Below are 20,948 nucleotides of genomic sequence, written 5' to 3'. Positions count from 1 at the left end.
GGGCCAGCATGAGCCACCCCAACGATCCATCCATGCCCGAGAAGCTGGGCTTCTCGGGTTCCGTGGCACGGGCCTTCCAGTCCAACGCCATCACGCCGCTGCTGGCGCTGGTCGCGCTGCTGCTGGGCCTGTTCGCCGTGCTGGTCACGCCGCGCGAGGAAGAGCCGCAGATCAACGTGACCATGGCCAACGTGATCATCCCGTTCCCTGGTGCTTCCAGCGCCGACGTGGAGAAGATGGTCGCCGCGCCCGCCGAGCACGTGCTCTCGCAGATCCAGGGCATCGAACACAGCTACTCGGTGGCGCGCCCCGGCGTGGCCGTGCTCACGGTGCAGTTCAAGGTGGGTGTGCCGCGCACCGAGGCGCTGGTGCGCCTGTACGACGTGCTCAATGCCAACCAGGACTGGCTGCCCGAGGGCCTGGGTGTGCTCACGCCCATCGTCAAACCCAAGGGCATCGACGACGTGCCGGTGCTCGCCGCCACGTTGTGGACGAAGGACGCTCAAAGCGCGATGGACCTGGAGCGCGTGGCGCACGCGGTCGAGACCGAACTCAAGCGCGTGCCCGGCACGCGCGAGGTGGTCACCATCGGCGGCCCCGGCCGCGCGGTGCACGTGTGGCTGGAGCCGAACAGGCTGCGCGAGCGCGGCGTGAGCGTGCAGGCGCTGCAGGGTGCGATTGCCTCGGCCAACCAGGCGATGCCTTCGGGTTCGGTGGTCAACCCCAGCCCCGCCCCGGGCGAGCCCGGCATGCTGTCGGTGGAAACCGGCGAGTTCCTGCAGAACGCCAAAGACGTGGGTGACATCGTGGTCGGTGTCTCGAACGGCCGCCCGATCTACCTGCGCGAGGTCGCGCGCGTGGAAGCCGGTGCCCAGCTGCCGCAGCGCTACGTGTGGTTCACGCCCGGTGCCGCGGATGTGGGCCACGCGGGACAACAAGGTCAGAACCACCCGGCCGTCACCATCACCGTCACCAAGAAACCCGGTGAAAACGCGGTGGACGTGGCCGCTGGCGTGCGCGAGCGGCTGGACAACCTGAAGAACACGGTGATCCCGGACGACGTGGAAGTCGCCATCACGCGCGACTACGGCGAAACCGCCGCCGCCAAGGCCAACAAGCTGATCCAGAAGCTGATCTTTGCCACCGGCAGCGTGATCATCCTGGTCGGTCTGGCGCTGGGCCGGCGCGAGGCGGTGATCGTCGGCGCGGCCGTGATCCTCACGCTGACGGCCACGCTGTTCGCCAGCTGGGCCTGGGGCTTCACGCTCAACCGCGTCTCGTTGTTTGCGCTGATCTTCTCCATCGGTATCCTGGTGGACGACGCCATCGTGGTGGTGGAAAACATCCACCGCCACCGCATGCTCACACCCGACGTGCCGCTGAGCGTGATCATCCCGCGCGCAGTCGATGAAGTGGGCGGCCCCACCATCCTGGCCACCTTCACCGTGATCGCGGCGCTGCTGCCCATGGCCTTCGTGAGCGGCCTGATGGGTCCGTACATGAGTCCGATCCCGATCAACGCCAGCATGGGCATGGCGATCTCACTGGCCATCGCCTTCACCGTCACGCCCTGGCTCGCGCTCAAGCTGACGAAAACGGGCGAAGGCCACGCTGCCCACGGCCCGGGCAAGATCACGCGCACGCTGCAAAGCAGCTTCACGCGCATCCTCACGCCGCTGCTGCAGAGCGCGAAGAAGCGCTGGCTGCTGGCCGCCGGCATCGCTGGCGCGCTGCTGCTGTCGGTGAGCCTGGCGCTGGTGCCCAACTCGTTCGTCGGCGTGGTGCTGAAGATGCTGCCCTTTGACAACAAGAGCGAGTACCAGGTGGTGGTGGACATGCCCGCCGGCACACCGCTCGAAAGCACCACCGCCGCGCTGCAGGACATGACGGCCTACCTCGCCGCACAGCCCGAAGTCGCCAACGTGCAGGGCTACGCCGGCACCGCCAGCCCCATCACCTTCAACGGCCTGGTGCGCCAGTACTACCTGCGCGCCGAAGCCGAAGGCGGCGACCTGCAGGTCAACCTGATCGACGCGCACGCCCGCAGCGAGCAGAGCCACGCCATCGCGCAGCGCCACCGCCCCGAGCTGGAAAAGATCGCCGCCAGCCACGGCGCTCGCGTCAAGGTGGTGGAAGTGCCGCCTGGCCCGCCGGTCATGTCGCCCATCGTGGCCGAGGTCTACGGCCCCGACCAGGAAGGCCGCGCCGAACTCGCCTTGCGGGTGGCCGAGGCCTACAAGGCCACGCCCGACATCGTGGGCGTGGACACCTCGCTCAAGGAACACGCGCCACGCGCCTTCCTGCGCATCCAGCGCCAGCGTGCCGAATCGCTCGGTATTCCGGTGCAGGTGATCGCGCAAACCGTCTACGCCGCGCTCTCGGGTTCGGACGCCGCCTACCTGCACGATGGCCACGCCAAGTTCGCCGTGCCGGTGCGCCTGCAGCTGCCGCTGGACCAGCAGATCGGCCTGGACGCACTGCTGGCCCTGCCCCTGAAGGCGGCCAACGGCGCCATGGTGCCGCTGTCCGAGCTGGTCACGGTGGAGCGCGGCGTGATCGACCAGCCGCGCTACACCAAAGACATGCTGCCCGTGACCTATGTGTTCGGCGACATGGCCGGCTCTCTCGACTCGCCGCTCTACGGCCTGTTCGGCATCCGCTCTTCCATGGACAAGGCCGCGCTGCCCAACGCCGGCGAACTCGGCGAGTACTGGATCAGCCAGCCGAAAGACCCGTACCGCCAGTACGCGGTGAAGTGGGACGGCGAGTGGCAGATCACCTTCGAGACTTTCCGCGACATGGGCGCTGCCTACGGCGTCGGCCTGATCCTGATCTACCTGCTGGTGGTGGCGCAGTTCAAGAGCTACCTCACGCCGCTGATCATCATGGCGCCCATCCCGCTGACCATCATCGGCGTGATGCCGGGCCACGCACTGCTGAACGCGCAGTACACCGCCACCAGCATGATCGGCATGATCGCGCTGGCCGGCATCATCGTGCGCAACTCCATCCTGCTGGTGGACTTCATCGAGCTGGAAACCCAGCGCGGCGTGCCCTTTGCCGAGGCCGTGGTGCAGTCCGCAGCGGTGCGCGCGCAGCCGATTGCGCTGACCGGCCTGGCCGCCATGATGGGCGCCTTCTTCATCCTGGACGACCCGATCTTCAACGGCCTGGCCGTGTCGCTGATCTTCGGCATCGCCGTGTCGACCTTGCTCACTCTCGTCGTGATCCCGGTCTTGTATTACGCGGTGTACCGCCGCAAATACGAAGCGCTGGCGGCCACTGCCACCTGATCTTTTTCCAACCTGTTCTCTTAGGAGTTTGAAATGACCGTTGAACGTTACATCCGCATCATGGCTGGCTTTGTTGTCATGTTGTCGCTGGCCCTGGGCTACGCGGGCAGCCCGATCTTTGTCAGCGAGTGGTTCCTCGCGCTGACCGCCTTCGCTGGCTTCAACCTGTTCCAGTCCGGCATCACCGGCTTCTGCCCGCCCGCCATCCTGTTCAAGAAGCTGGGTGTGCCCGAGGGCAACGGTTCCTGCTCCGGCGGTAAGTGCAACTGACCTCCCTGTGCCGCATCGCGGCCTCCCCTTTGCACGGATAGCACCATGACCTCGCCGACCCCTCTGAAATTCCTCATGCCCGGCTGGTTCGCGCTGGTCATGGGCCTGTGCGGCCTGACGCTGGCCTGGCACCGTGCGCACAGCGTGCTGGGCGACATGGCCAGCGGCATCGCGCTGGTGATCGGCGCGCTCGCGCTGCTGGTGTTCCTCGTGTTGCTGGTGGCTTCGCTGCTGCGCATCTCGCGCTACCCCGCCGCGCTCGCCGAAGACCTCAAGCACCCGGTGCGCCACGCCTTCGTGGCGGCGCTGCCGGTGTCGCTTCTGCTGCTGGCCACCGTGGGCGTGGCGCTGGGGGGCGCCGAGGGCGGTCTGGCTCCGCTCTGGCGCGTGCTCTGGTGGGCGGGCAGCCTCACCCAGCTCTGGGCCACGCTGTGGGTGCTGAGCCGCTGGATCTCGCCGGCCGCCGCGGCCCAGCCCGGCCAGGGCCCGGGCAACACGGGGCTGTGGCCGTCGGTCACGCCGGTGCTGCTGATCCCGGTGGTGGGCAACGTGGTCGCGCCGCTGGCGGGTCTGCCGCTGGGCATCGACGGCTGGTCGGCCGCGCAGATGGGCATCGGTGTGTTCTTCTGGCCGGTGGTGCTGACGCTGGTGCTGGCGCGGCGCCTCGCCCACAGCCCGCTGCCCGAGCGCGTGTTGCCGGCCTGGTTCATCACCATCGCGCCGCCCGCGGTGATCGGCCTGGTGCTGATCCAGATGCAGGCGCCGGTGGCGGCGGTGCAGGCGCTCTGGGGCGTGGCGCTGTTCTTCGTGCTGTGGCTGCTGCCGGTCGTGCGCCGCATCGCCGGCCAGCCATTCGGGGTGCCGTTCTGGGCGCTGTCGTTCCCGTTCGCCGCCTTCACCACGCTCACCCTGCGCCTGGCCGAGTTGCAGCCCGACAGCGCCTGGCACGGCGTGCTGCAGAACGCCGGCGTGCTGCTGCTCGCGGCCACCACCATGATCGTGCTCTGGCTCAGCTTCGCCACCGTGCGCGGCCTGCGCGAAGGCTCGCTGCTGGCGCCCGAACCGGTGGCCAACATCATTCCGGTTTCGGCCTGAAGCCGCTCGACCATGACCGACGCCGCCGTCCCGCCACAGCCGCTGGCCGCTGACCGCAAGGCCGAGCTCATGCACCGCCTGCGCCGCGCCGAGGGCCAGGTGCGTGGTCTGCAGAAGCTGCTCGAAGACGGCGCCGACTGCACCAAGATCGCCCAGCAGCTGCTGGCCACGCGCCACGCGCTCGACAGCACCTATGTGCGTCTGAACCTGTCCGTGGCCGAGCACGAGCTGGCCCATCCGGCGGGCGACATCGCTGACGCCAAGTCGATCAGCGACGTGCTCGACCGCCTGCAGGCACGGCTGGGTCGTTCGCGGTAGCAGAAACACCCCCGCCGCGCTGCGCGCGACCCCCTCCAGGGGGCGATGCGATGCGGCCCGGCAAAGCCGGTTCCGCCGCATCCTGGGGTGGGCATTTCTCGCCGGAGGAAGCTCCCCAACCCCGCCGCGTTCCCGGCTCGGACACTGTGCTCCGGAGATGTGACGCAGGGTGCAGGGTTGTTGCGGAACAGTTTTGTCCGCCATGCAGGCAATCGAGCGCGGGTCGCCCGGAATAATCGGTGCATGGACTTTCTCACCGCTTCGCCTCTGCTCGCCGCCGCCGCATTCGCTGCGGGTGTGCTCAACGCCATCGCCGGCGGTGGCAGTTTCCTCACCTTTCCTGCGCTGGTGTTCACCGGTGTGCCGCCCATCGTGGCCAACGCCACCAGCGCGCTCGCGGTCAGCCCCGGATACCTGGGCAGCACGCTCGGCTTCAAAGCCGAACTGCGCGAACTGCCGGCCCGGCGCCTGCGGCGCGAGATGCTGATCTCGGCCCTGGGGGGCATCGGTGGCGCCCTGTTGCTGCTGGTCACGCCCGCGAAGGTGTTTTCGGGCATCGTGCCCTGGCTGCTGTTGTTCGCCACGGCGCTGTTTGCCGCTGGCCCGGCCGTCGCCCGGCGGGCGCAGGCGGCGTCGGCCGAAGGCCACGGTCTGGCCCGCTGGCGCGAACCGGCGCTGGCCGTGGTCGCGGTGTATGGCGGCTATTTCAACGGCGGCCTGGGCATCCTGCTCATGGCGCTCTACACCGTGGCCGGCGAGACGCGGCTGAACACGGTCAACGCGCTGAAGAACCTGAACTCGCTGGTGCTGTCGTGGTTGTCGGTGGCGGCCTTCGTGATCGCTGGCGCGATTGCGTGGAAAGCCGGGCTGCTGATGATGGTGGCGGCCACCGCGGGTGGCTTCTTCGGCGCCCGCTGGTCCAAACGCCTGCCAGCGGCCTGGGTGCGCCGCGGCGTGATCGTCACAGGGCTGGTGATGAGCGCACTGTTCTTCTGGAAGGGCTGACCAGCGCGGGAGGGCGTGTGTTTCCTTTCAGGCGTTCGCGCCCCGCAGCGCTGTCGGCCCGGCGAACCGCCCCACCAGCCAGTGCAGCAGGCTCGCCACCGCCAGTAGTGTCAACAGGCCGAAGCCCCAGCCCACCCACAACAGCGGACCGACCCAGGCCATGAGCGCATCGCCCGAGGGCAGCACCGCGCCCAGCCACTGCACCATGTCGGCGGCCAGGGCCTGCAGGGTGGCGAGTTCCGCGGTGTTGACCCATGGCGCCAGCCAGGCCGGCGCTGCCGGGACCGACCAGCCACCCACCGCGCCGCCCGCCTGCGTGAGCGCACCGGCGTCCATGGTGCCCAGCAGCCAGGCGGCGAGCTGCTGGGTCAGGGCCACCAGTCCGGTCCACGCGGCGGCCAGCAGGGCCGTGAGGCTCCAGATCAGTGTCTTCATGGTCAGACCCCCACCGGCCGGCGCCAGGCGACGCCCAGCGCATCCAGCAGGTCCGCCTCACCGTCGGCCAGGTGTCCGTCGGCCAGCGTCAGGGCCTCGCACTGCTGCGCGATCAGGTCCTGCAAGTCGGGCCGGGTGATTTCCGCCATGAGCTGCGCGCGCGTGGCGGCATCGACCGTCCCGGTCCAGCGGCCGTTCCCGATGGTGAGCAGGTCCTGGCAGAACCGGTCGAGCACGTCCTTGAATGCCTCCGGGCTCAAGCCCAGACGGGCGGGCGCGTCGAGGCGGTCCAGCGCCCGGAGCTCGGTCATCGAGTAGTGGCCGTCGGCCACCAGGGCCATGGCCAGCACGCGGGCGGCGGCTTGCGGGCTGTTGACGGGAAGGGATTGCATGTGCATTTCCTTGCTGTGATTGGATGGAGTCAGTCGTTGCTGCCGATGCCCATGAGGCTCAGCAGGCTGGTGAACAGGTTGAAGGCCGAGACGAACAGGCCCACGGTGGCCAGCACGTAGTTGGTCTCGCCGCCGTTGACGATGCGGCTGGTCTCGAACAGGATCAGGCCCACCGACAGCAGCGCCACCAGACCCGACACCGCCATCGCCAGGGCCGGCATCTGGAAGAAATAGGCGCTCACGGCCAGCACCAGCGCGATCACCAGGCCGGCGAACAGGAAGCCGCCCATGAAGCTGAAGTCGCGCCGTGTCGTCAGCACATAGGCCGACAGCGCCACGAAGGTGGCTCCGGTGGCGCCGAGCGCGGCCACGATGGTGCCGGCGCCGCCAGGCAGGGCCAGCGTGTGCGTCAGCAGCGGGCCGAGCGTGTAGCCCATGAAGCCGGTGAGTGCGAACACGGCGGGCAGCGCCCAGCCGCTGTTCTGCAGCCTGTGCACCGCGAACAGCAGGCCGAAGTAGCCCACCAGCGTGATCACCAGTCCGGGCGCGGGCCAGCTGCCGGCCACCGCCAGTGCGGCCACGCCAGCGCTGAACAGCAGCGTGAGCGAGAGCAGGGCGTAGGTGTTGCGCAGCACCCGGGCCACCTGCGGGCGGTCCAGGGTGAGCGAAGGGCGGGCAGGCAGGGAAGGGTGGCGTGTTGTGCGTTCCATGAGGGTTCTCCAGAGGTGAACAGGGAGCCTCGAAGATAGGGCTGCATTGAGTTCTGAAAAAGCAGACAATAACGAACATTCAATCAGTTAACGGCGAAGTATGAGTCAGGACATCAACTACAAGCACCTGTATTACTTCTGGGTCACGGCCAAGGAGGGCGGCATGTCCCATGCGGCCGAACGGCTGGGCATGGCGGTGCAGACCATCAGCGCCCAGGTGCGCCTGCTGGAGCAGTCGCTGGGCCACGCGCTGTTCAAGCCCGCCGGGCGCGGTCTGGCACTCACCGAGGCGGGGCAAGCGGCGCTGCAGGTGGCTGAGCAGATCTTCCAGCTCGGCGAGCAACTGCCCGGCGCTGTGCGCGACGCCACCAGCCAGAGCAGCGTGCGCCTGGTGGTCGGCATCTCCGACGGCCTGGCCAAACTCGCCGTGCGCGAGCTGCTGGCCCCGGCGCTCGAGGAGTCGCGCCTGCGCCTGGTGTGCCACGAGGACGACTTCGACGACCTGCTGGCCGATCTGGCCCTGCACCGGCTCGACGTCGTGCTGTCCGACCGGCCCGCGCCCGCCAATCCCAACCTCAAGCTCTACAGCCACGCCATGGGCTCCTCGCCGCTGTGCTGGTACGCCCCCGAGGCGTGGTTCGACCGGGCCCGCGACAACTTCCCGCACAGCCTGGCCGAGGTGCCGGTGCTGCTGCCGAGTTCACACGCCTCGGTGCGCCTGCGCATCGACCAGTGGTTCGAGCAGCAGGGCGTGGTGCCCCGCGTGGTGGGCGAGTTTGAAGACAGCGCCCTGCTCGCCACCTTCGGGTCGTCGGGCATGGGGGTGTTCCCCGCTTCCGAACGCATGCGCGACAAGCTCTCGCAGGGCTATGGCCTGCGGTGGTTCGCTTCCTGCGAGGGCGTGCAGGAGCACTACTACGCCATCGGCACAGCGCGCAAGGTGCAGCACCCGCTGGTGCAGAAGCTGCTCGATGCCGGGGGTGCGCTGAAATGAACACCCTGACTTCCGCCACCCAGGTGCCCTGGGCCGTGAGCAGCCCGTTCCGCATGCGCCCGGGGCTCGCGCGATTGGCTCCGGGCGGCCATGCTCCGGCCGAGACCCCCGCGCTCTTTGTGCGCGATGCGCTCGCCAGCGCCTATGCCGGACACAAACGGGCGGCGCTGCAGGCGCACCGGGTGCGTTGCCAGATCGGCCAGGCCGACCCCGCCGTGCTGCAGGCCATCGCTGACGCCTATGCGGCGCAGACCGGTGTCGTGCTCGCGCCGGAGGCGGACGCGCTGGCGCTGGGCCTGCAGGAAGACTTCGTGATCCTGCACGACGAGCCCGATGGCGAGGCCGGTGCACGCACCCTGCGCACCCGCTTCCTGTCAGTGTGCTTCCCGTCGAACTGGAGTCCGGCCGAAAAACACGGGCTGGACTTTGCCGCCATCCACGCCCCCGTGGCCGACAACGCGCTGCTGCAGGCGGGCGGCAAAGGCATCGTCGACATGGCCTTTCGCCAGGCGCCGATGCTGCGCCACGTCTGGCTGCTCACGCCCAGCGGCGACCTGCCGCAACACCCCGAGACGCGCCGCACCCGCTGGGAAGACGCGCTCGCCGCGGCCGACGCACCGGGCGCTTCGGGCCGGCTGATCGACCAGGTGTTCTACCGCGTCGAGCGCCAGACCACGCTGCCGCTGCCGGCGTTGCAGCGCGGCGTGTTTTTCATCCGCGTGATGGTGTGCCCGCTCACCGAGGCGCTGGGTGCCGGGCCCGGGCGCGCCGCGCAACTGGCCGAAGCGCTGGCCTCGATGAGCGAGGCGGTGGTGGCCTACCGGGGCATGGGCGCGGTGCGCGAGCGCCTGTGTGCCGAACTCGGTGCCATCGGGGCCTGAACCGCCCATGAAAAAAGGCGACCCGCGGGTCGCCTTGTCGGCGAACGGCGGCGATCAGACGGTCTTGACCGTGGTGCTCGTGCCGTGGGTCTTCACCGACTCGATGCCAGCGTCACGCCCCGCCGCCGCCTTGTACATCTGGCTCGTGCCGATCACCTGGTGGTTGGCGGCCTTGAGGTTGAAGTAGCAGCGCCCGTCGGACGCGTCCTTGCGCTCATAGCGTGCGTCGTCACCGCAGTTGGCCTGCACCGACTGGATGCCGTTCTCCGCCGCCGCCTTGCTGGTGTATTGCTCGCTGCGCAGAATCACCTCGCCGTTGCCCGCTTTCAGGACAAAGGAAAACTGACCCTTGTCGTTGGAACCCAGTTCGTAGCTGCCTGCCATGTCTGCTCCTGGTTGGTGATTGAAGAGTGCCGAAGCAGCCGGATGATAGGTCGGGCGCGCACCACAGAACAGCCCCCCGGTCGAGCCCGGCGCCACGAATCGGCGCTCAGGGCATCGGCGCGTGACAAATGCCCTTGCCGTGTGGCGCTGAGCGACACCCTGGCTACCACCCTGCGACCGGGAAGGTCATTCGCCAGATGGGAAACCGTGCTTAAATGCCATCCATATAGATTCCATATGGATGGTAAACGGATGGTAGAGACCAAGCTGACCGACCCCAGGACCCGGGTCGGCGAGACCGAGAAGATGACGATCAACCTCGGCGTGGTGGATCTGGGCCAGGTGGACCTGCTGGTGCAGGAAGGCTTTTATTCCAACCGCTCCGACCTGATCCGCACCGCCGTGCGCAACCTGCTGGCCACGCACGCGGACACGCTGCGCCAGACGGTGGCACGGCGCATGCTCATGCTGGGTCTGCAACACCTGAACCGCACCGATCTGGAGCGCGCGGTGGCCGCCGGTCAGCGGCTGAACATCCATGTGGTCGGTCTGGCGCGCATCGCCGACGACGTGACCCCCGAGCTGGCGCTGGCCGCGATCGAGTCCGTGTCGGTGCTGGGGGTCTTTCAGGCCAGCCCTGAAGTGCGCCGGGCACTGGCCGGGCGCATGGTCTGACAGATCGCCTGACATCAACCCCCTTCAACATGGCAGCCGGTGCACACAGGCCAGCGCCCACCCAAAGAACCCCCCGATTTGAAACACCGTTTCCAACCGCCCGTCCTTCCCTTGTCCGTCCCGAGAGCCACCGCCATGAACATCCAAGACACCATTGAACGTGCGCTCAAGGCCGCCGGGTTGAACACCACGAGCGGGCCCATGCGCGGCGTGACCGAAACGATCCGCAAGGCCCTGTCATCGGCCGGTCTGGGTGGTGCGGCCGAACCGCCCCACGCAGCACCGGTGCAGCACGCGCCCCGTGACAGTGACACCATCGAGGTGGTGGCGCGTGAAGTGGCGGGTTCGGTAGAAGCCGAGACGGTCGAGGGCCAGTTCCTCGCGCGCAGCTTCAGCTCGGCGGCCGGCTCCCGTGCCTACAAGCTGTACCTGCCGCCGCAGGCCGCGAAGGCCCAGGCCAAAGCCCTGCCAATGGTCGTGATGCTGCACGGCTGCACACAGTCGGCCGACGACTTCGCCGCCGGCACGCAGATGAACCGCCTGGCCGATCAACACGGCTTTCTGGTGCTCTATCCCGAGCAGGCCGCGAGCGCCAATCCCTCGCGCTGCTGGAACTGGTTCAGCCCGCACGACCAGGTGCGCGAGGGCGGCGAGCCGGCGCTGATTGCCGGCATGGTCCAGGCGGTGGCGGCCGAACAGCCGGTGGACCCGCGCCGCATCTATGTGGCGGGCCTGTCGGCCGGCGCGGCCATGGCCGTGATCCTGGGGCAGACCCACCCCGAGTTGTTCGCCGCGGTGGGCGCCCATTCCGGTCTGCCCTATGCGGCCGCACACGACATTCCCTCCGCCATGGTCGCCATGAAGGGCCGCGTCGTGATGGGCCGTGCGCATTTTCCCGGCACGCCCGAAGACCCACGCCGACCGGCGACACAGGCCGTGCCGGTGATCGTGTTCCACGGCGACCGTGACCACACGGTGCAGCAGAGCAATGGCGACCAGATCGTGAGCCAGGCGCTCGCCGCGTACGCGAGCGAGGCCGGAAAAAACGGTGTCGAGGCGAGCAGCGAAGAAGGCACCACCGACGCCGGGCAGCGCTACACCCGCACCCGGCACCTGGCCGCTGACGGGCGTTGCCTCGTCGAGGCCTGGACCCTGCACGGTGCGGGTCACGCCTGGTCGGGCGGCAACGCCGAAGGCTCGTTCACCGACCAGAAAGGCCCGGACGCTTCGGCCGAAATGTTGCGCTTCTTTCTGGCGCAGCCGGCCGCTTAGCGCCACGCCTTGGCGTCAACCCCGCCCATGGGTGTGTAGAATCGCGGGCTTCGCGGCTGTAGCTCAGCTGGATAGAGTACTTGGCTACGAACCAAGGGGTCGTGGGTTCAATTCCTGCCAGCCGCACCAGACGGAAAGCCCGCAACCTGAAAAGGTTGCGGGCTTTTTCTTTGCCGGTACGGGAAGCCTGTGGGGTGCCTGGGCAAGGGTATCGCTTCACCGATTCGCCCAAAACACCCGCCAGGGCGCATAATGCGTTGGTGCGAGTTGCAAAACACCCGCACAAGTCAGGTGATCGGTCAGTTTCGCGCGCTACGGCGGCACTTTCGAGTTTGTTGTGCTTTCGGGACCCCATCGCTTTGTTTTTTGGTATTTGAGGAGTCCCCATGGGCAATAAACTTTACGTCGGCAACCTGCCGTACACCGTCCGCGACGAAGACCTGCAACAGTCTTTCAGCGAATTCGGCTCTGTTTCCAGCGCCAAGGTCATGATGGAACGCGACACCGGTCGCTCCAAAGGCTTTGGTTTCGTCGAAATGGGCAGCGATGCCGAAGCGCAAGCCGCCATTTCCGGCATGAACGGTCAGTCGCTCGGCGGCCGCAGCATCACGGTGAACGAAGCCCGTCCGATGGAGGCACGTCCTCCCCGTACCGGCGGCTACGGCGGCGGCGGTGACCGCTCCGGTGGCGGCGGCTACGGCGGTGGTGGCGATCGCGGCGGCTACGGCGGCGGCGGCGGTGGCCGCGGCGGCTACTAAGCCCTGCAGTCCAGCCGTCTCAGCCCTGCGCTGAGCACAGCACAAAAGGCCTCGGAACTCCGGTTTCGAGGCCTTTTTCTTTGGCGGGCGCCGGTGACCCCGCGACTCAATCGGACTCCACCGGGACCGCCTGGTCCCGCTCCCCGATCTGCTGACGCCACATGGCGTAGTACAGGCCCTTCTGTTCCACCAGATCGGCGTGGCTGCCACTTTCGGTGATGCGCCCTTTTTCCAGCACGTAGATGGTGTCGGCGTGCAGCACGGTGGACAGGCGGTGGGCGATCAGCAGCGTGATCTGGGTGCGCGCGCTGGAGACCTCGCGCATGGTCTCGGTGATTTTCTGCTCGGTGATCGAGTCCAGTGCCGACGTTGCCTCGTCAAAAATCAGGAGGCGCGGTTCGCGCAGCAGCGCCCGGGCAATCGACAGCCGCTGGCGCTCGCCCCCGGACAGTTTGGCGCCCGACTCGCCGATCAGGGTGTCCAGTCCCTGGGCCAGGCGCCCCAGCAGGCTGGTGCAGGAGGCTTGCGCCAGCGCCTGCAGGATCTGCTCATCGCTCGCATCCGGGCGGACAAACAACAGGTTCTCGCGCACGGTGCCGGCAAACAGGCTGGTCTCCTGCGTCACATAGCCGACCTGGCGGCGCGCCTCGCTGTAACGCAGGTTGCGGCTGCCCACCTCGTTGTAATAGACCTCGCCCTCGGCGGGCCGGTACAGGCCCAGCAGCAGCTTGACCAGCGTGGACTTGCCCGAACCCGAGGGGCCGACAAAGGCAATGGTGTCGCCGCGCACCGCCTGGAAGGACACACCGTCGATCGCATTGCCCAGCGCGCCGCGGTGGCGGAACACCACGTTGTCAAAACGCAGCGACTCGATCGGGCCGATCGGCAGCGCGTGCGGCGGACGGCGGTCCACCGGTCGCGCCATCAGTTCGGCGAATTGGCTCATCGACGAGCTGGCTTCTCGCCACGCCAGGATCACGGTGCCCAGCTCCTGCAGGGGCGCCAGGATCGCCACCGCAATGAACTGCATCGCGATCAGCTCGCCCGTGCTCAGCACATCGCGAAAAATGAGCCACAGCAGCGTGAACAGCACCGACAGTTTGAGCAGGCTGAGCGTGGAGCCCTGCCAGAACGTCAGCCAGCGGATGTGCCGCACTTTGGCCATTTCAAGCGCAAACACGGCTTCGGTCCTGGCTTCCAGGCGACGGATTTCGCGAAAGGTCAGCCCCAGGCTCTTGATCAGCGCCACGTTGCGCAACGACTCCGTGATGAAGCCGGCGTTGCGCGTGGTTTCGCGGTTGATCGAGCGTTGCTGACCGCGGATCTGCCGGCTGAGCAAGCCACTCAGGCCACCCAGCACCAGCAGGCCGATCAGGAACACCGGCACCAGCGCCCAGCTTTTGGTGACGGCGTACCAGACCAGAAAACCCATGCCGATCGCGGAGGCGAACAGCACATTGATGAAGGCGTTGAGAAAGCGCTCGGTGTCGGCGCGCACGCGCATCAACAGCGACAGGGTTTCGCCGCTGCGCCGTTCTTCGAACTCCTGGATTTCCAGGCGCATGGTCTGGCGCAGGCCGTCGTTGAAGATCTGCGTGCCAAAGCGCTGCACCACCAGCCGGGTCATGTACTCCTGCACCGCTTTGGTGGCCCGTGACACCAGGGCCACGACCACCGCCAGGCCCAGCAGGAGCAGCGCACCGCGCACCAGCTCTTCGTCGCTCTTGACGTGGCGCTGTGTGGCGTAACCATCGATCAGCCAGCCGAAGATGATGGGGTCGACGAGCGCCAGGATCTGGCTCACGGCGGCCAGCAGCAAAGCCAGCGCGACGAGCTTGCGCTGAGGGCGAAGGTATTTCCAGAGGATGTGCATGGGTTCCCCAATGGGCAGGCCCATGGAGCGTACCTCTGAACGCCCCGCCGGGCGACCGCTCAGTTCGCGCCGGCCAGCGACCGGCGCACGTGCTGCATCAGCCCTTCGCAGCCGTCTTCCACCAGGTCCAGCACCTCTTCAAACCCGCGGGCGCCGCCCTGGTAGGGGTCGGGCACCACCGGGCTGTTGTGGTGTTGAAAGAACTCGGCAAAACGCCGCAGCTTGTGCGCGTGCTGCGGCGGGCAGCGCTCGCCGGCCAGCGCGAGGTTGTCCCAGTCCATGGCCAGGATCAGGTCGAAGTCCTCGAAGTCGCCCGCGGTGAGCTGGCGCGCGCGCTGGGTCGAAAGGTCGTAGCCGCGCTGCGCCGCGTGGGCCTGGCTGCGCGCGTCGGGCGGGGCGCCGACGTGGTAGCTGTGTGTGCCGGCGGAGTCGACCAGCACCCGGTCACCGAGCCCGGCCTCGCGCACCCGGGCTTCAAAAACGCCGTGCGCCGTCGGGCTGCGGCAGATGTTGCCCATGCAGACGAAGAGTACGCGATAGGGAGGGCGCTGGGAGGTGTCGTTCACGGTGCAATCGGGTGGGTGGTGGGGGCCTTCGGTGGCGCTGGTGCCATTTTGCGCGAGGGCCGCCGTGGTGCTGTACCGCCACCCGTTTCAAGCCTCAGCCGATACGCACTATGCTTGCGCCTGAGTGGGCCTGAAGTGTTGCCACCAGCGACAAGTCGGCCCGACGACACGGAACCCATCACCGGAGCCCCCATGGCGAGCGATTTGGATACGGTACGCGTGCTTCGTGCACTTTTCAACGACATGCCGCAGGCGCCGCAAGGGCTCACGCAGCTGGAAACCGTGGCCTGGATCCAGCAGGCCATGAGCGAGTTCGAGGGCGGCGAGACGGCCTACACCATCGAGCACATCACCCGCAATTCCATGCTCGACCTGGTGCTGCGCATGCGCGAGGACGGCCCTTACCAGAACGACACCGCGTTCGACCAGGTGGTCGAGCAGATATCGACCCCCGAAGGGCGCAAGCAGTTCATGGACTGGTGCATCCTCGCGCGCAAGAGCGTGGACGCGACCGCGCGGCTGCTCAACCGGGCCAAGCCCGCCTGGTCGGAGCCGGGGCCGTTTTTCACCGCCGACGCCGACGAGGTGGCGCGCTTCGTGGCGGGCGACGCCAGCGGGCCGGGGCCGCTGTTCGCCGAATACGCCGGGCGTGACGATGTGCGCGGTGTCGGGGTGTTCGAGCAGGAGCCCGGACGCGTCCACGAGTTCGACTGGGGCTTCGTGACCGAGGAACCCGGGGCCTGGAGCTTCTACGTCGCCGAGGTCTGGCGCCGCGGCACGGTCGGCTATTTCGAGCGCTTCCTGAGTGCCTGGCTGCTGGAGACCGGCGCGGCCCCGGCCACCGGCGCGGCGCCGCCACCGGTGCCCTTCGGCCTGGAAGTGGGCCACGGCATCGAAACCTTCAGCGCACTGCGCCTGCTCACCGAGGGCGACATGGCCGACCCGGCGCTGCGGCTCTGGCTGGGCGATGTCTTCGTCGGCCTCATGCTGCCGGCCATGGCCGGGCGGGCGCTCGACCCGGACTACGACTTTCCTCTGGCGGTGCAGCCGGACGCCTGAGGCGCCAGCGCCGAACGGCGCTCAGGCCGCCGCAGCGCCCGATCCACCGCTCGCATACAGCGCCCGCGTCGCGGCCAGCTCGCCCAGCAGGTGCTGGCGCAGCGCGGCCGGCGCCAGCACCTCCACCTCGGCCCCGTAAGACAGCAGGCGCCGCGCGCCGTGCTCGATGGACTCGATCGGCAGCAGCACACACACCCAGCCCTCGCGCCCCGCGCCGGGCGCCACCGCGTCGTCGTCCACCCGGGCAAACGGCGTGCGCGCATTCACCAGCCAGCCCATCGCCCGTGGCGACACCCGCACCCGCGCCTGCAGCCGCTGCAGCTCCGCCTCGAAGCGCGCCGCCGACGCCTGCCAGTAGCCCGCCAGGTCAAAACCCGCCGGGCGCCTGAAGCGCGTGGGCAGTGTGCGCAGCGCCCGCACCGCGGCCAGCCGGTAGGTGCGCACCTCGGGCTGGCCCTGGGTGCGCGCCGCCATGTACCAGGTGCCCGCCTTCAGCACCAGGCCCAGCGGCTCCAGTTCGCGCTCGGCCTGGCCGCGCCAGCTCTCGTAGCGCAGCGCGATGCGCCGGCTGTTCCACACCGCCTCGGCCACCTCGCGCAGGTGCGCTGGCGTCTCCTGCGAGCGGTACCAGTCCACCGGGTCGATGTGCAGGCGAGCGCCCACGCGGTCGGCCTGCTCGCGCCATTCGGCCGGCAGGCTGGCCACCATCTTCAGCCGCGCCGATGCCGCCGCCGCGCCCAGGCCCAGGTCGGTCGCCGCGCCCGGCAGCCCGGCCAGCAGCAGCGCCTGCGATTCGGGCTCGGTCATGCCGGTCAGCGTGGTGCTCCAGCCCTCGCGCAGCTGGAAGCCGCCGAACCGGCCTGGCTCGCCCCAGAGCGGCACGCCCGCCGCCGAGAGCTGGTCGATGTCGCGCAGGATGGTGCGCGGCGACACCTCCAGTGCGCGCGCCAGCGCAGGCGCCGTCATGCGGCCGTGGGCCTGCAGCAGCATCAGGATGGACAGCAGGCGGCTCGCTTTCATCGCAGGAATTTCCAGGCGTTCTTAAAACATGACATCAGGTGACATGGTATGCGGCGCAGCATGCAGCCACTTCAACTTTCAGGTCGTTTCACCATGGAATGGTTCTCCCTCGCCCACGCTTCACAGCTCTGGCTCTTCTTCGTCCTGGTGCTTGGCATCATCGTGTTGCCGGGCATGGACATGGCCTTCGTGCTGGGCAGCACCCTGGTCGATGGCCTCAAGGGCGGCGTGGCCGCGCTGGCCGGCATCGTGGCCGGCGGTGTGGCGCACACCGCCATGGCGGCGCTGGGCGTGGGCCTGGCCTTGAAGGCCGTGCCGCAACTGCTCAGCGGGATGCTGATGGCGGGGGCGCTCTACCTGGGCTGGATCGGCTGGTCGCTGCTGCGCGGCGCCTCGGCGCTGGGCGAGGTGCGGGCCGAGGCCTCGCGCCCCTGGGGCGCCACCTTCCGGCGCGGGCTGCTCACCTGCCTGCTCAACCCCAAGGCCTACCTCTTCATGATCGCGGTCTACCCGCAGTTCGCGCGGCCCGAACACGGCTCCATGGCGGTGCAGGCCGTGGCCATGGGCACCATCATCGCGATCACGCAGGCCGCCGTGTACGGCGCGGTGGCGCTGGGCGCCGTGCGGGTGAAGGCATGGCTGCGCGGCAGCGGCCGGGCGCAGGTGCTGGCCGGGCAGTCGGTGGGCGCCGTCTTGCTGCTGGGGGCTGCGTGGTCGCTGGCGCAGGCCTTCGGGTTTCACGGATTCGAAGCGGGGTGACCCGTGGCACGATCGCTGCTTCTTGAGACAATCCGGCCCCCGCCCTCTGCAGAACACCCCCGCCATGGAACTCCCCGCCCACCAGTTGAGCATGACCGTGCTCATGACCCCCGACACCGCCAACTTCTCCGGCAAGGTGCACGGCGGCTCCATCCTCAAGCTGCTCGACCAGGTGGCCTACGCCTGCGCCAGCCGTTACGCCGCCGCCTATGTGGTGACGCTCAGCGTGGACCAGGTGGTGTTTCGCCAGCCCATCCACGTGGGCGAGCTCGTCACCTTCCTCGCCTCGGTCAACCACACCGGCAGCTCGTCCATGGAAGTGGGCATCAAGGTGATCGCGGAAAACATCCGCACCCAGGAAAACCGCCACGTCAACAGCTGCTTCTTCACCATGGTCGCGGTCGACGACGCCGGCAAGCCCACCACCGTGGCGCCGCTGCGTCCCTTCACACCCGACGAGCGCCGCCGCCACGCGGCGGCCGAGCTGCGCAAGAGCATGCGGCGCGAGATGGAGCAGCGCTTCGCGGCTATTCGCTGACCGGGTCGGTGGGTTCAGTGTCGTGGCGCAGGTAGGCCTTCGAAGGCGGTAGCGGGCGCGACCGGGTGCAGGGCGCTGGAGCCTGAGCTACACCCGCATGAAGATCTTTGGCAGGCAGGTGTCGGCCAGGAGCAGTTGATGCTGAATCGGTGAAACTGACGTTCAAGTTTTGAATTCAACAGCCTACACGCCATCTTTCGATGATCATGGCGACATGAAAGTTGGCAATTGACCAGTTACTTGTGGTTTGCTTGCAAATTTGCAGTACAAGATTGCAATGATTCGGCAGCACCTTCAACAAAGGTGGTCAAGTCTGAAACTGCATCAGCTTCCCGATCCGTCTCAATTGGTGTCTTGAAGTATCGAAGTCCTGCCACCTCAACTCGGCTACCGTTGTGAACGAACAGACGATGGACAGAAATTGAGGCAAGGTGCCCGTCAGGGCGGGACACAAAGGACCTAGCAAAGGGAAATGGAGAACCCTTATTACCTTCCAAGGAGTTCCGTATTGTCCAAGCTAGGGATGGGCCAAGTATTCCGTCGGTTCGGTGAAGCGTGAAAATCCCGGGAAATTTCTCCACACTTTTTAGATGTTCAGAAGCCTGTTTCTCGATTTCTATTTCTAATGACCTTCCCGCCGGAATAGTTGAGGCAACGACGTAAAGCGCCGTCGTATCATCGTAGGTGGCACGACTGAAATAAAGGGTGTTGTTGTTATAAAGCGCGTATGCAAATCCTTTTACCTCGTTGCCGCGGGGAAATTTGAGGCAGAAAACATTACCGAAGCGGTGATTTCCGCTCCAGATTCTTGAGCGAGTGAAGTCCGCTTCATAGAACTTGGAAGACAGTTGGAAATTCTGCTGGGCTGATAAGCTTGAAACCCCTAGAAGTGAAACCAACATGAATGAGAAAAATGAAAAATGTTTCGAGTATTTCATTAATGCCTTCTGATTTGGCGAGCGTAAGCAACTCACAGATTTTTCAGGAAACAGAGGACAGATTGGTATTTTTGGTCACACCTTCTACTGAAGGCAGGGCAAATAATTGATCTTGTGGCTGATACTTGCAATCTTGCACATACTCAGAGTGATCACGGAAATCAAGCAACCCCTATCTATGATGACCCCCCCCTGGGATCGATTTCGGGGCACATTGATCGTTGGCACTATAGCACTATGACGGAAATATACTATTTGAATAGGGTGCCTCGGCATTTCCGCTCTGGAATTTTGACTCGGATGCCCGCTCTGGGTCGCAACGCGTCAACCGGGTACTTTCCTCACCCCCAAACCGCCTCCAGCGCCCCCCAGGCACTGGTTATCACCGGCTCCCCCGCCCGTTCGGCCAGGCAAACAAAACTCAGGTCGCATTCCAGCGCCACCTGATCCGCCACCACCAGGCCGCGGGCCTGGGCTTCGCGCATGGCGATGGCGTCGCGCACCAGGCTCAGGCCGACGCCGCTTTTCACCAGGTCGAGCATGGACGCTTCCTGGTCTACCAGGGCCACGCGCCGGGGCTCCAGCCCGGTGAGCGAGCCGGGGCCGAACACGCGGCGCTGCAGCCGGTGGTGGGCGCTGGCCGGTGGCGTGGCGAGCCAGGGCAGGGCGGCCAGGGCTTTCCAGTCTTTGCCGCGCACCTGCGGACCCCAGCCGGCGGGCGCGAGCACGCGGTAGGTGAAGCGGGTCAACGCGCGCAGCCGGTAGGGCGCGCCCACTGGGTCGTCGGGCAGGTTGAGGAAGAAGCCCACGTCGAGCTCGCCGCGCGCGATCTGCGCCAGCACGTCGCCGCTCATGCCCTGGCGCAGCTCGGTGCCCACCTGCGGGCTGGACTCGACGAGCTGTTTCAAAAACGCGCCGAGCCGGGTGAACTCGGGGTCGAGGATGGTGCCGATGCGCAGCGTGCCGCGCACGGTGGTGTGCAGGGCGGCGGCGGCCTGGCCGAAGTCGGCCAGGGTGGCGAGCGCGCGCTCGGCCATGGGCAGCAGGGCCGCGCCGTCGTGCGTGAGCGCCATGCCCTGGGGCGTGCGGGTGAACAGCGCCAGGCCGGTGGCCTCGGCCAGGGTTTTCAGCTGCAGGCTCACCGCGGGCTGGCTCAGGTGCAGGCGCAACGCGGCGCGCGACACATTGCCTTCGCGCGCCACGGCCACGAAGGCGCGCAGGGTCTGCGGGTCCACCGTGGGCAACCGGCCGGGCAGGGCGGTGGAGTGTGTGGGCAGGGTCATGGGGGTTTCATTATTTGCCGAACTTATACCAAGGCGCTGGCGATTTCATTGGACTTTTGCGCAGCTGGTCCACAAACTCGCGCCATTCCTGGGAGCAGACCATGAGCATTTCAAATACCGAGCGCCTTCGCTGGCGCCCCTGACCATGCACGGCGACAGCCCCTACGACCCGGACGAAGGCGACTGGCAGACGCTGGCCACCTTCTTCAGCCCCACCGAGGCCTACCTGCTGCGCGGCTGCCTGCAGTCGGCCGGGGTGCCCGCGGTGGTGGCCGACGCCCACCTGGTGCAGGCGCACACGCTGCTGGCCGGCGCGATCCCGGTGCGCGTGCTGGTGCCCGCGCACCGGTTCGCCGAGGCCAAGGCGGTGGTGGCGGCCTTCCACCGCGGCGACTACAGCCTGCCCGACGACAGCTTGCCACCTGAGTGA

The 20,948-nt window shown here is 67.4% G+C and carries 23 protein-coding genes and 1 tRNA gene; 15 read left to right on the top strand and 9 right to left on the bottom strand.

What is annotated here, in order from left to right; genetic code table 11:
* Positions 1 to 8: 8 nt before the first annotated feature.
* The 5 genes from ACN5W5_RS15740 (at position 9) to ACN5W5_RS15720 (ending at position 5,981) form a co-directional block, all read left to right on the top strand.
* Entirely contained in the window at positions 9 to 3,293 is a 3,285-nt protein-coding gene (locus tag ACN5W5_RS15740) for an efflux RND transporter permease subunit (protein WP_420049435.1), read from the top strand.
* 33 nt (positions 3,294 to 3,326) lie between these two features.
* Complete coding sequence (locus ACN5W5_RS15735) at positions 3,327 to 3,563, top strand: YgaP family membrane protein (protein ID WP_420049434.1); 237 nt, start codon at positions 3,327 to 3,329, stop codon at positions 3,561 to 3,563.
* Positions 3,564 to 3,608: 45 nt separating this feature from the next.
* A complete protein-coding gene (locus ACN5W5_RS15730) occupies positions 3,609 to 4,658 on the top strand; it encodes an SLAC1 anion channel family protein (RefSeq protein ID WP_420049433.1) in 1,050 nt (349 codons plus the stop codon).
* Between the two features lie 12 nt (positions 4,659 to 4,670).
* On the top strand, positions 4,671 to 4,976 hold the full coding sequence (locus ACN5W5_RS15725) for a metal-sensitive transcriptional regulator (RefSeq protein ID WP_290972829.1): 306 nt from the start codon (positions 4,671 to 4,673) through the stop codon (positions 4,974 to 4,976).
* A 243-nt stretch (positions 4,977 to 5,219) separates the two neighbouring features.
* Complete coding sequence (locus ACN5W5_RS15720; protein WP_420049432.1) at positions 5,220 to 5,981, top strand: sulfite exporter TauE/SafE family protein; 762 nt, start codon at positions 5,220 to 5,222, stop codon at positions 5,979 to 5,981.
* A gap of 27 nt (positions 5,982 to 6,008) precedes the next feature.
* Here the strand turns inward: ACN5W5_RS15720 and ACN5W5_RS15715 are convergent, their stop codons facing one another.
* From ACN5W5_RS15715 to ACN5W5_RS15705, 3 genes are read right to left on the bottom strand one after another with little or no spacing between them, the layout of a single operon-like run.
* Positions 6,009 to 6,416 (bottom strand): hypothetical protein, encoded by a 408-nt coding sequence (locus tag ACN5W5_RS15715; RefSeq protein WP_420049431.1) that lies wholly within the window; start codon positions 6,414 to 6,416, stop codon positions 6,009 to 6,011.
* A gap of 2 nt (positions 6,417 to 6,418) precedes the next feature.
* Positions 6,419 to 6,808, bottom strand: a complete 390-nt coding sequence (locus ACN5W5_RS15710) for a TerB family tellurite resistance protein (protein ID WP_420049430.1) — start codon at positions 6,806 to 6,808, stop codon at positions 6,419 to 6,421.
* 29 nt (positions 6,809 to 6,837) lie between these two features.
* On the bottom strand, positions 6,838 to 7,518 hold the full coding sequence (locus tag ACN5W5_RS15705) for a Bax inhibitor-1/YccA family protein (RefSeq protein WP_420049429.1): 681 nt from the start codon (positions 7,516 to 7,518) through the stop codon (positions 6,838 to 6,840).
* A gap of 100 nt (positions 7,519 to 7,618) precedes the next feature.
* Between ACN5W5_RS15705 and ACN5W5_RS15700 the strand changes: the two genes are divergently transcribed.
* Entirely contained in the window at positions 7,619 to 8,512 is an 894-nt protein-coding gene (locus ACN5W5_RS15700; protein ID WP_420049428.1) for a LysR substrate-binding domain-containing protein, read from the top strand.
* Positions 8,509 to 9,393 (top strand): heme-dependent oxidative N-demethylase subunit alpha family protein, encoded by an 885-nt coding sequence (locus ACN5W5_RS15695; protein WP_420049427.1) that lies wholly within the window; start codon positions 8,509 to 8,511, stop codon positions 9,391 to 9,393. The genes ACN5W5_RS15700 and ACN5W5_RS15695 overlap by 4 nt, the downstream gene beginning before the upstream one ends.
* 54 nt (positions 9,394 to 9,447) lie before the next feature.
* Here ACN5W5_RS15695 and ACN5W5_RS15690 read toward each other — a convergent pair whose 3' ends face one another.
* Positions 9,448 to 9,777, bottom strand: coding sequence for a YegP family protein (locus ACN5W5_RS15690; protein WP_420049426.1), 330 nt, complete (start codon positions 9,775 to 9,777; stop codon positions 9,448 to 9,450).
* Between the two features lie 252 nt (positions 9,778 to 10,029).
* Between ACN5W5_RS15690 and ACN5W5_RS15685 the strand changes: the two genes are divergently transcribed.
* The 4 genes from ACN5W5_RS15685 to ACN5W5_RS15670 all read left to right on the top strand — a co-directional run bounded on the left by ACN5W5_RS15685 (position 10,030) and on the right by ACN5W5_RS15670 (position 12,482).
* Entirely contained in the window at positions 10,030 to 10,452 is a 423-nt protein-coding gene (locus ACN5W5_RS15685; protein WP_420049425.1) for a CopG family transcriptional regulator, read from the top strand.
* A gap of 135 nt (positions 10,453 to 10,587) precedes the next feature.
* Positions 10,588 to 11,724 carry an alpha/beta hydrolase family esterase gene (locus ACN5W5_RS15680; protein ID WP_420049424.1) on the top strand — a complete coding sequence of 379 codons (1,137 nt, stop codon included), beginning with the start codon at positions 10,588 to 10,590 and terminating at the stop codon, positions 11,722 to 11,724.
* Positions 11,725 to 11,776: 52 nt separating this feature from the next.
* Positions 11,777 to 11,853: transfer RNA gene (locus tag ACN5W5_RS15675), tRNA-Arg, on the top strand.
* A 257-nt stretch (positions 11,854 to 12,110) separates the two neighbouring features.
* Complete coding sequence (locus ACN5W5_RS15670; RefSeq protein ID WP_420049423.1) at positions 12,111 to 12,482, top strand: RNA recognition motif domain-containing protein; 372 nt, start codon at positions 12,111 to 12,113, stop codon at positions 12,480 to 12,482.
* A gap of 106 nt (positions 12,483 to 12,588) precedes the next feature.
* Here the strand turns inward: ACN5W5_RS15670 and ACN5W5_RS15665 are convergent, their stop codons facing one another.
* Both ACN5W5_RS15665 and ACN5W5_RS15660 read right to left on the bottom strand, forming a co-directional pair.
* Positions 12,589 to 14,355: an ABC transporter ATP-binding protein gene (locus ACN5W5_RS15665; RefSeq protein WP_420049659.1), complete on the bottom strand. Its 1,767-nt coding sequence runs from the start codon at positions 14,353 to 14,355 to the stop codon at positions 12,589 to 12,591.
* 59 nt (positions 14,356 to 14,414) lie between these two features.
* On the bottom strand, positions 14,415 to 14,873 hold the full coding sequence (locus ACN5W5_RS15660; RefSeq protein ID WP_420049658.1) for a low molecular weight protein-tyrosine-phosphatase: 459 nt from the start codon (positions 14,871 to 14,873) through the stop codon (positions 14,415 to 14,417).
* A gap of 267 nt (positions 14,874 to 15,140) precedes the next feature.
* Here ACN5W5_RS15660 and ACN5W5_RS15655 point away from each other — a divergent pair, with 267 nt between their 5' ends.
* A complete protein-coding gene (locus ACN5W5_RS15655) occupies positions 15,141 to 15,980 on the top strand; it encodes a hypothetical protein (RefSeq protein WP_420049422.1) in 840 nt (279 codons plus the stop codon).
* 21 nt (positions 15,981 to 16,001) lie between these two features.
* Here ACN5W5_RS15655 and ACN5W5_RS15650 read toward each other — a convergent pair whose 3' ends face one another.
* Positions 16,002 to 17,000, bottom strand: coding sequence for a helix-turn-helix transcriptional regulator (locus ACN5W5_RS15650; RefSeq protein ID WP_420049421.1), 999 nt, complete (start codon positions 16,998 to 17,000; stop codon positions 16,002 to 16,004).
* 93 nt (positions 17,001 to 17,093) lie between these two features.
* Here ACN5W5_RS15650 and ACN5W5_RS15645 point away from each other — a divergent pair, with 93 nt between their 5' ends.
* Positions 17,094 to 17,759 (top strand): LysE family translocator, encoded by a 666-nt coding sequence (locus ACN5W5_RS15645; RefSeq protein WP_420049420.1) that lies wholly within the window; start codon positions 17,094 to 17,096, stop codon positions 17,757 to 17,759.
* A gap of 64 nt (positions 17,760 to 17,823) precedes the next feature.
* Positions 17,824 to 18,297 carry an acyl-CoA thioesterase gene (locus tag ACN5W5_RS15640; protein ID WP_420049419.1) on the top strand — a complete coding sequence of 158 codons (474 nt, stop codon included), beginning with the start codon at positions 17,824 to 17,826 and terminating at the stop codon, positions 18,295 to 18,297.
* A gap of 236 nt (positions 18,298 to 18,533) precedes the next feature.
* Here ACN5W5_RS15640 and ACN5W5_RS15635 read toward each other — a convergent pair whose 3' ends face one another.
* Together ACN5W5_RS15635 and ACN5W5_RS15630 are read right to left on the bottom strand one after the other, a co-directional pair.
* Positions 18,534 to 19,235, bottom strand: coding sequence for a hypothetical protein (locus ACN5W5_RS15635; RefSeq protein ID WP_420049418.1), 702 nt, complete (start codon positions 19,233 to 19,235; stop codon positions 18,534 to 18,536).
* 341 nt (positions 19,236 to 19,576) lie between these two features.
* On the bottom strand, positions 19,577 to 20,518 hold the full coding sequence (locus tag ACN5W5_RS15630; protein ID WP_420049417.1) for a LysR family transcriptional regulator: 942 nt from the start codon (positions 20,516 to 20,518) through the stop codon (positions 19,577 to 19,579).
* A 145-nt stretch (positions 20,519 to 20,663) separates the two neighbouring features.
* On the opposite strand from ACN5W5_RS15630, the gene ACN5W5_RS15625 reads away from it, so the two are divergent.
* Positions 20,664 to 20,948, top strand: coding sequence for a DUF2007 domain-containing protein (locus tag ACN5W5_RS15625; RefSeq protein WP_420049416.1), 285 nt, complete (start codon positions 20,664 to 20,666; stop codon positions 20,946 to 20,948).

This window comes from Hydrogenophaga sp. ZJX-1 (genome assembly GCF_048590325.1).
Lineage (GTDB): Bacteria > Pseudomonadota > Gammaproteobacteria > Burkholderiales > Burkholderiaceae_C > Hydrogenophaga.
The sequence above is the reverse complement of the archived record's forward strand: the minus strand, read 5'-3'. Positions and strand labels throughout refer to the sequence as shown.

Excerpts from the sequence above, each read along its gene's own strand:
- ACN5W5_RS15740 (WP_420049435.1), top strand. The coding sequence starts at position 9 with ATGAGCCACCCCAACGATCCATCCATGCCCGAGAAGCTGGGCTTCTCG.
- ACN5W5_RS15735 (WP_420049434.1), top strand. The coding sequence starts at position 3,327 with ATGACCGTTGAACGTTACATCCGCATCATGGCTGGCTTTGTTGTCATG.
- ACN5W5_RS15730 (WP_420049433.1), top strand. The coding sequence starts at position 3,609 with ATGACCTCGCCGACCCCTCTGAAATTCCTCATGCCCGGCTGGTTCGCG.
- ACN5W5_RS15725 (WP_290972829.1), top strand. The coding sequence starts at position 4,671 with ATGACCGACGCCGCCGTCCCGCCACAGCCGCTGGCCGCTGACCGCAAG.
- ACN5W5_RS15720 (WP_420049432.1), top strand. The coding sequence starts at position 5,220 with ATGGACTTTCTCACCGCTTCGCCTCTGCTCGCCGCCGCCGCATTCGCT.
- ACN5W5_RS15715 (WP_420049431.1), bottom strand. The coding sequence starts at position 6,416 with ATGAAGACACTGATCTGGAGCCTCACGGCCCTGCTGGCCGCCGCGTGG.
- ACN5W5_RS15710 (WP_420049430.1), bottom strand. The coding sequence starts at position 6,808 with ATGCAATCCCTTCCCGTCAACAGCCCGCAAGCCGCCGCCCGCGTGCTG.
- ACN5W5_RS15705 (WP_420049429.1), bottom strand. The coding sequence starts at position 7,518 with ATGGAACGCACAACACGCCACCCTTCCCTGCCTGCCCGCCCTTCGCTC.
- ACN5W5_RS15700 (WP_420049428.1), top strand. The coding sequence starts at position 7,619 with ATGAGTCAGGACATCAACTACAAGCACCTGTATTACTTCTGGGTCACG.
- ACN5W5_RS15695 (WP_420049427.1), top strand. The coding sequence starts at position 8,509 with ATGAACACCCTGACTTCCGCCACCCAGGTGCCCTGGGCCGTGAGCAGC.
- ACN5W5_RS15690 (WP_420049426.1), bottom strand. The coding sequence starts at position 9,777 with ATGGCAGGCAGCTACGAACTGGGTTCCAACGACAAGGGTCAGTTTTCC.
- ACN5W5_RS15685 (WP_420049425.1), top strand. The coding sequence starts at position 10,030 with ATGGTAGAGACCAAGCTGACCGACCCCAGGACCCGGGTCGGCGAGACC.
- ACN5W5_RS15680 (WP_420049424.1), top strand. The coding sequence starts at position 10,588 with ATGAACATCCAAGACACCATTGAACGTGCGCTCAAGGCCGCCGGGTTG.
- ACN5W5_RS15670 (WP_420049423.1), top strand. The coding sequence starts at position 12,111 with ATGGGCAATAAACTTTACGTCGGCAACCTGCCGTACACCGTCCGCGAC.
- ACN5W5_RS15665 (WP_420049659.1), bottom strand. The coding sequence starts at position 14,355 with ATGCACATCCTCTGGAAATACCTTCGCCCTCAGCGCAAGCTCGTCGCG.
- ACN5W5_RS15660 (WP_420049658.1), bottom strand. The coding sequence starts at position 14,873 with ATGGGCAACATCTGCCGCAGCCCGACGGCGCACGGCGTTTTTGAAGCC.
- ACN5W5_RS15650 (WP_420049421.1), bottom strand. The coding sequence starts at position 17,000 with ATGAAAGCGAGCCGCCTGCTGTCCATCCTGATGCTGCTGCAGGCCCAC.
- ACN5W5_RS15645 (WP_420049420.1), top strand. The coding sequence starts at position 17,094 with ATGGAATGGTTCTCCCTCGCCCACGCTTCACAGCTCTGGCTCTTCTTC.
- ACN5W5_RS15640 (WP_420049419.1), top strand. The coding sequence starts at position 17,824 with ATGGAACTCCCCGCCCACCAGTTGAGCATGACCGTGCTCATGACCCCC.
- ACN5W5_RS15635 (WP_420049418.1), bottom strand. The coding sequence starts at position 19,235 with ATGAAATACTCGAAACATTTTTCATTTTTCTCATTCATGTTGGTTTCA.
- ACN5W5_RS15630 (WP_420049417.1), bottom strand. The coding sequence starts at position 20,518 with ATGACCCTGCCCACACACTCCACCGCCCTGCCCGGCCGGTTGCCCACG.
- ACN5W5_RS15625 (WP_420049416.1), top strand. The coding sequence starts at position 20,664 with ATGCACGGCGACAGCCCCTACGACCCGGACGAAGGCGACTGGCAGACG.